The organism is Burkholderia sp. MSMB1498 (genome assembly GCF_001526245.1).
In the GTDB taxonomy this organism is placed as follows: domain Bacteria; phylum Pseudomonadota; class Gammaproteobacteria; order Burkholderiales; family Burkholderiaceae; genus Burkholderia; species Burkholderia savannae.
Genome location: NZ_LOYJ01000026.1, coordinates 92,035 through 99,234, shown reverse-complemented (window position 1 = coordinate 99,234; position 7,200 = coordinate 92,035). Strand labels below are relative to the sequence as shown.

General features: G+C 69.1%; 6 protein-coding genes. 1 reads left to right on the top strand and 5 read right to left on the bottom strand.

All coding sequences use genetic code 11. The annotated features are described in order from the left end of the window. Positions 1–251 precede the first annotated feature (251 nt). Positions 252–1,097, top strand: coding sequence for a phosphoserine phosphatase SerB (gene serB, locus WS91_RS05790; protein WP_059580884.1), 846 nt, complete (start codon positions 252–254; stop codon positions 1,095–1,097). A gap of 296 nt (positions 1,098–1,393) precedes the next feature. Here the strand turns inward: serB and WS91_RS05785 are convergent, their stop codons facing one another. From WS91_RS05785 to rimO, 5 genes are all read right to left on the bottom strand, one after another. Beyond that, positions 1,394–2,578, bottom strand: coding sequence for a cystathionine beta-lyase (locus WS91_RS05785; RefSeq protein WP_059669916.1), 1,185 nt, complete (start codon positions 2,576–2,578; stop codon positions 1,394–1,396). 263 nt (positions 2,579–2,841) lie between these two features. Then, positions 2,842–3,444 carry a hypothetical protein gene (locus WS91_RS05780; RefSeq protein ID WP_059669915.1) on the bottom strand — a complete coding sequence of 201 codons (603 nt, stop codon included), beginning with the start codon at positions 3,442–3,444 and terminating at the stop codon, positions 2,842–2,844. A gap of 16 nt (positions 3,445–3,460) precedes the next feature. After that, positions 3,461–4,645 (bottom strand): beta-ketothiolase BktB, encoded by a 1,185-nt coding sequence (gene bktB / locus WS91_RS05775; protein WP_059669914.1) that lies wholly within the window; start codon positions 4,643–4,645, stop codon positions 3,461–3,463. 148 nt (positions 4,646–4,793) lie between these two features. Next, entirely contained in the window at positions 4,794–5,720 is a 927-nt protein-coding gene (locus WS91_RS05770) for a sugar kinase (protein ID WP_059669913.1), read from the bottom strand. 2 nt (positions 5,721–5,722) lie between these two features. After that, positions 5,723–7,114 (bottom strand): 30S ribosomal protein S12 methylthiotransferase RimO, encoded by a 1,392-nt coding sequence (rimO, locus tag WS91_RS05765; protein WP_082754508.1) that lies wholly within the window; start codon positions 7,112–7,114, stop codon positions 5,723–5,725. Between the last annotated feature and the right edge of the window lie 86 nt (positions 7,115–7,200).

The following is a 7,200-nucleotide window of genomic DNA, read 5'->3' as shown; positions in this document are numbered from 1 at the left end:
CGAGAACCGAGAACCGAGAACCGAGAACCGAGAACCGAGAACCGAGAACCGAGAACCGAGAACCGAGAACCGACAACGCCCCGCGTTCGGCGAGCGTCGCCCCCGCCGTCGCATTCGCGGCGGCGCGGCCCGGAGCGCCCGAGCCCGCCTTCCGCCGTTCGTCCGCGGCCGGCCCTCCGCAAGCGGCTACAATAACGGGTTCGCCGAATCGATGTCGTCGGCCCCGTGATCCGCTCCACCGTGACACTTCCATGACCACGAATCTCGTCATTCAAAGCACCGCGCCGCTTTCCGACGCGCATCACAAGCCGCTCACCGCGCTCGCGCGCGGCACGCGCGCCGTTCCGCTCGACGCGCAGGCGATCCGCATCGAGGGCGCCGATCCCGCGCAGCGCGCCGACATCGACGCGTACTGCGGCGCGCACGCGCTCGACTACGCATTCGTCGACGCGACCCGCAAGCTCGCCGACTTCGGCCTCGTCGCGATGGACATGGATTCGACGCTGATCACGATCGAGTGCATCGACGAGATCGCCGACTTCTGCGGCCTGAAAGCCGAAGTCTCGGCGATCACCGAGGCGGCGATGCGCGGCGAGATCAAGGATTTCAACGAGAGCCTGACGCGCCGCGTCGCGCTGCTGGCGGGCCTCGACGCGAGCGCGCTCGAGCGCGTCTACGACGAGCGGCTGCGGCTGTCGCCGGGCGCCGAGGCAATGCTCGCGGGCGTGAAGGCGGCGGGCCTGAAGACGCTGCTCGTGTCGGGCGGCTTCACGTTCTTCACCGAACGCCTGAAGGCGCGGCTCGGCCTCGACTACGCGCGATCGAACACGCTCGAGATCGTCGACGGCAAGCTCACGGGCAAGGTTGTCGGCGAGATCGTCAACGCGGACGTGAAGGCGCGCGCGGTGCGCGAGACGTGCGCCGCGCTCGACATCGCGCCCGCGCGCGCGATCGTTCTCGGCGACGGGTCGAACGACCTGAAGATGATGGCGACAGGCGGCTTCTCGATCGCGTTTCGCGCGAAGCCCGTCGTGCGCGGCGCGGCGAGCGCGGCGTTCGATCACGTCGGGCTCGACGGGCTGCTGCGGCTCTTCTGAAGCCCGCGGCCCGTTCGAGCCGCAACGCCGAGCGTACGTCGTCGCCTCGCGCCCCACCAGTCGCACGCTCCGTCAACGAAAAACGGCGCTGAGGGCCTTTGCCCCAGCGCCGTTTTCGTTCGACTCATTGTCGACATCCATGCCGGCTTCGATACCGACCGCAATGCCGACAACCACGCGGCCGCACACGGAACTCCGCGGCTGACGCCGCACGACCCTCGCGCGTGCGCGTCGGCCTCCGCTGCTCCGCCGTCCGATTCCGCCCGCCTCGGCCCGTCTCGGCCCGTCTCCGCCCGTTACGCGAGCGCCGCGGCGAATGCGCGCTCGATGTCCGCGCGCAGATCGGCTTCGTCCTCGAGACCGACGTAGAAGCGCACCAGCGTGCCGCGATGCGGCCACGCCGTCGTGCGCATCGATTGCACGTCGTACGGCATCGCAAGGCTGCACGCCCCGCCCCAGCTCCAGCCGATCGCGAACAGCTCGAGCGCCTCGACGAAGCGATCCACCTGCGCGGCGCCGTAGCGTTCGTCGAACACGACCGAGAACAGTCCGCCCGCGCCCGTGAAGTCGCGCATGAACGCATCGTGCCCCGGGCAATCGGGCAGTTGCGGATGCAGCACCGTCGCGATCTCCGGGCGCGTCTTCAGCCAGCGCGCGAGCGACAGCGCGCTGCGGCTGTGCGCGTCGAAGCGCGCCTGCATGCTCGGCAGGCCACGCAGCACGAGCGAACAGTCGTCGGCCGACACGCCGATCCCGAGCCGCATCCGCGCGAGCTTGAGCTTTGCGTTCAGCTCGTCGTCGGCGGTGATCGTCGCGCCCATCAGCACGTCGCTGCCGCCGGATTGATATTTCGTCAGCGCCTGCACCGAGATATCGACGCCGTGCTCGAACGGCTTGAACGCGAGGCCCGCCGAATACGTGTTGTCGATTGCCGTGACGATGCCGCGCGCGCGCGCGGCCGCCGTGATCGCGCGCACGTCGGGCACTTCCATCGTCACCGAGCCGGGCGCCTCGATCCAGATGAGGCGCGTGTTCGGCAGGATCAGATCGGCGATTCCCGCGCCGATCATCGGATCATAGAAACGCGCGGTGATGCCGAAATCCTTCGCGAACCATTTGCCGAAATCGCCGTTCGGGCCGTACGCGTTGTCCGGAATCAGCACGTCGTCGCCTTCCTTGACGAGGCCGAAGTACACGTTCGTGATCGCCGAAAGCCCCGACGGCTGCAGCAGCGCGTGCGCGCCGCCTTCGATCTGCGCGAGCCGCTGCGCGAGCGCGAGCGACGTCGGCGTCGCATGCAGGCCGTAGCGCCATTGGCCGTCCTTGCGCCAGTCGAGGTTGCGCATCGTCGCGAGATCGGGGAACACGACCGTCGACGCCCGCGCGACCGGCACGACGAACGATTCGAAACCGGCGGGAATGCGGTCGTCCGGCTGGACGACGCGAGTCTGCAGCGCGCGCTTGGGAGTGAATGCGGTCATGACTGGGAAAGCTCGATGCAAAACGAGCCTGAAATGATTGGAATCCGGCTAGCTTAGCCGGATTCCGTGCGTTTGGCCCGGTACAGTCGGCGCGGCCGCGACCGTGCCGGCGAAGGCTCCGCCGGCCGCAGCCGAACGATCCCACGCGAAGCAGCGCGGCCGGGAGGTCGAGTGAAGGCAAAACCGGGGCCGGGAGCCCTCGCCTCAATCGGCGGACGGCCGGATTCGGCTGCCACGCTTTATCCAGCCGCGGTCGTCGTTCGTTACTCCGCGGTCCGCACGTTGCTCACGCCGCCGACCGACTGCCCATGGGCGCCCGCCTGCGGCGCGGCGGCGCCGGCCGACGCGGGCTGCGCGGCCGCCGCATGTTGCGGCGCCGACGCGCCGCCCGACGGATGCAGCACGACGGGCAGCGGGTCCGACTGGTCCGCGTTCATCCGGTCGGCCGACAAGCCGCCCGACGGATCGAAGCGGCCAATCCATACGCCCGTGATGTTCGTGCCGTCGTCCGACTCCTCGATTTCGAGCGTGCCGCCGTCTCGGTCGCCCGCGAGCAGGACGACCGCGCCCGTATCGAGATACTGACACTCGCCATGCACGCCCGGCTCGTCCGTCTTCGGCCCGAGGCGCACGACGATCGGCCGGCCGCCGAGCGTCCCTTCGTAGCGCGGCAGCCGCGCATACGCCGGATTCGGCTTGAGCGGCGCGGCGGGCGGCGGCGCGTCCGCCGACGCCGCGACGGGCGCATCGGACGCGCCCGCGGAAGCCGCCGCAGGCTGAGGTTGAGACTGCGCGAACGCGAGCCCCGCCGCCGTCGCGAACGCGGCGGCGAGCGCCGCGCCGCGGATTCCGGTGATCAGCTTCAACTGCGCGGCCCTCTCGTTACAGACGCTCGAACACCGCGGCGATGCCCTGGCCGCCGCCGATGCACATCGTCACGAGCGCGTAGCGCCCGCCGATGCGTTGCAGCTCGTACAGCGCTTTCACCGTGATGAGCGCGCCCGTCGCGCCGATCGGGTGGCCGAGCGAGATGCCCGAGCCGTTCGGGTTGACCTTCGCCGGATCGAGACCGAGCTCGTTCGACACCGCGCACGCCTGCGCGGCGAACGCCTCGTTCGCCTCGATCACGTCGAGATCGGCGACCGTGATCCCCGCGCGCTCGAGCGCCTTTCGCGTCGCAGGCACGGGGCCGATGCCCATGTACGCCGGATCGACGCCCGCATGCGCATACGAGACGAGGCGCGCGAGCGGCTTCGCGCCGCGCCGCTCGGCCGCGCCGCGCTCCATCAGCACGACGGCCGCGGCCGCATCGTTGATGCCCGATGCATTGCCCGCCGTCACCGTGCCGTTTTCCTTCGCGAACACGGGCTTGAGCTTCGAGAAATCGTCGAGCGACGCATCGTGGCGCACGTGCTCGTCGGCGTCGAACACGACGGTGCCCTTGCGCGACGCAATCTCGATCGGCAGGGTCTGATCCTTGAAGTAGCCGGATTTCGTCGCGTGCGACGCGCGCCGGTGCGACTCGAGCGCGAGCGCGTCCTGCGCGTCGCGCGTGATCCCGTACTTCGCCGCGACGTTCTCGGCCGTCACGCCCATGTGGACCGACTGGAACGGATCGTTGAGCGCGCCGATCATCATGTCGACGAGCTTCGCGTCGCCCATGCGCTGGCCGAAGCGCGCGGCCGGCACCGAGTACGGCGCGCGGCTCATGTTCTCCGCGCCGCCCGCGACCGCGATGTCCGCGTCACCGAGCAGCACGCTCTGCGCGGCCGACACGATCGCCTGCAGGCCCGAGCCGCACAGCCGGTTGACGGTCAGCGCGGGCGCGTGCTGCGCGACGCCGCCGTTGATCGCCGCGACGCGCGCGATATACATGTCCTTCGGTTCCGTGTGCACGACATTGCCGAACACGACGTGCCCGACCTCGTCGCCCGACACTTGCGCGCGCGACAGCACTTCGCGCACGACCCGCGCGCCGAGCTCGGTCGGCGAGAAATCCTTCAGGCTGCCGCCGAAATCGCCGATCGCGGTGCGTACGCCGCTCACCACCACTACTTCGCGTTGCATCGTTGCCTCCCTTTCTTCTCTTGATGAAAACCGATGGAGCGCGCGGCCCGCGCCGCACGCGTCACGTATTCGAATCGTGCATTCGCATCACGCATCTTCGCGTCACGCACCGGATACACGCATCCTTCGCGCGCCCTTCATGCACCCTTCACGCACCCAATAGCCGCTCGACCGCATCGCGCGACGGAATCGGCGCGACCGCGCCGAAGCCCAGCGTCGACAGCGCGGCCGCCGCGTTCGCGTAGCGCGCGGCCGAGAACGGATCGTCGCCCGCGACGAGCCGCGCGACGAACGCGCCGCCGAAGCAGTCGCCGGCTCCCGTCGCGTCGGCCGCGTCCACGACGAAGCCCGGCACGACGCGCCGCTCGTCGGGCGTCGCGACATACGCGCCTTCGCGGCCGAGCTTCAGCGCGACGACGCTCGGCCCGAAGCCGAGCAGCGCATCGATGATCGCGTCGCGCTCGTCGAGCCCCGTGAGCGCCGTCACGTCGTCCCAGCTCGGCAGACAGACGTCCGTGTGACGCAGCGCCTCGCGCATCACCGCGCGCGCGCGCGGCAGCGGCCAGAGCTTCAGGCGCAGGTTCGTGTCGAAGCTCACGCGCGCGCCGTTCGCACGCGCATGCTCGATCGCGGCGAACGCCGCGTCGCACGCGCTCGCGCTGATCGCGAGACTCACGCCCGACAGATGGACGACGCGCGCGGCCGCGAGCGCGTCGAGCGGCAGATCGCGAACCGCGTAGCGGCTTGCGGCCGAGCCCGCTCGCAGATAGTCGAACGCGTGGCCGTGCTCGCCGTGCGACACGAAATAGACGCCCGTCGGCGCGCCGCCGTCGATCCGCACATGCGACGTGTCGACGTGCTCGCGGCGCCACAGATCGAGCAGCAGCCGGCCGAAATGATCGTCGCCGACCGCGGACACGAAGCCCGCTCGCGCGCCCTGCCGCGCGGCAGCGATGCAGAAGTTCGACGTATCGCCGCCGAAGCCCTGCAGGTAGTTCGGCTCGCCCGGCCGCGCCTGATTGAATTCGACCATCGCCTCGCCGAGCGCGAGCACGTCGGGAAACATCGCCGGCATCGTCAGACCTCGCCCCACAGATCGTGGCCGTCCGCGCCCGTGATCTTCACCGACACGAAATCGCCGACCTTGTAGCGCTTGGACGCCTTCGTCGCCGGCTCCACGTAGACGACGCCGTCGATCTCCGGCGCGTCGGCCGCGGTGCGCCCGATGCCGCCTTCGTCGTTGACCTCGTCGATCAGCACCTTGAGCGTCTTGCCGACCTTGCGCTCGATGCGCGCGGCCGACACCGCCTCGGCGACTTCCATGAAGCGCGCGCGGCGCTCCTCGCGCACGTCGTCGGGCAGCGCGCCGTCGAGCTCGTTCGCGCTCGCGCCCTCGACCGGAGAATACGCGAAGCAGCCGACGCGATCGAGCTCCGCCTCGCGAATGAAGTCGAGGAGCGTCTCGAATTGCGCTTCGGTCTCACCGGGAAAGCCCGCGATGAACGTGCTGCGAATCGTCAGATCCGGGCAGATCTCGCGCCACTTCTGCACACGCTCGAGCACCTTCTCCGCGTTCGCGGGGCGCTTCATCCGCTTCAGCACGTCCGGATGCGCGTGCTGGAACGGCACGTCGAGATACGGCAGCACATGGCCCTTGAGCGGGCCTTGCGCCATCATCGGAATGATCTCGTCGACGTGCGGATACGGATAGACGTAGTGCAGACGCACCCACGCGCCGTACTGCGCGGCGAGCTCGCCGAGCGCGCCGACGAGCTCGGTCATCCGCGTCTTGATCGGCCGGCCGTTCCAGAAGCCCGTGCGGTACTTGACGTCGACGCCGTACGCGCTCGTGTCCTGCGAGATCACGAGCAGCTCCTTCACGCCGGACTTGAAGAGATTCTCGGCTTCGAGCATCACTTCGGCGACGGGCCGCGACACGAGATCGCCGCGCATCGACGGGATGATGCAGAACGTGCAGCGATGATTGCAGCCTTCGGAGATCTTCAGATATGCGTAGTGGCGCGGCGTGAGCTTGATGCCCGCGGGCGGCACGAGATCGACGAACGGATCGTGCGGCTTCGGCAAATGGCTGTGCACGACCTGCATCACCTCGCCGACCGCATGCGGGCCCGTGACGGCGAGCACCTTCGGATGCACTTCCTCGATGAGACCGGAGCCGCTCGCGCTCTTCTTCGCGCCGAGACAGCCGGTGACGATCACCTTGCCGTTCTCGGCGAGCGCTTCGCCGATCGCGTCGAGGCTTTCCTGGACCGCTTCGTCGATGAAGCCGCAGGTGTTGACGACGACGAGATCCGCGCCGTCGTAGGTGCCGGAGATCTCGTAGCCTTCCGCGCGCAGTTGCGTGATGATCTGCTCGGAGTCGACAAGGGCTTTCGGGCAGCCGAGCGAAACCATACCTACCTTGGGCGCGGCATGCGGCTTACCGCTTGATTTCAATGAATTTTCCAACTATCGCTTCCATGCGTGAGGGGACGGCGTGCGCCGGCGGCGCGCCTTGGCTTTGCCCGCATTTTACCCTCCGCGCGGCGACGTTC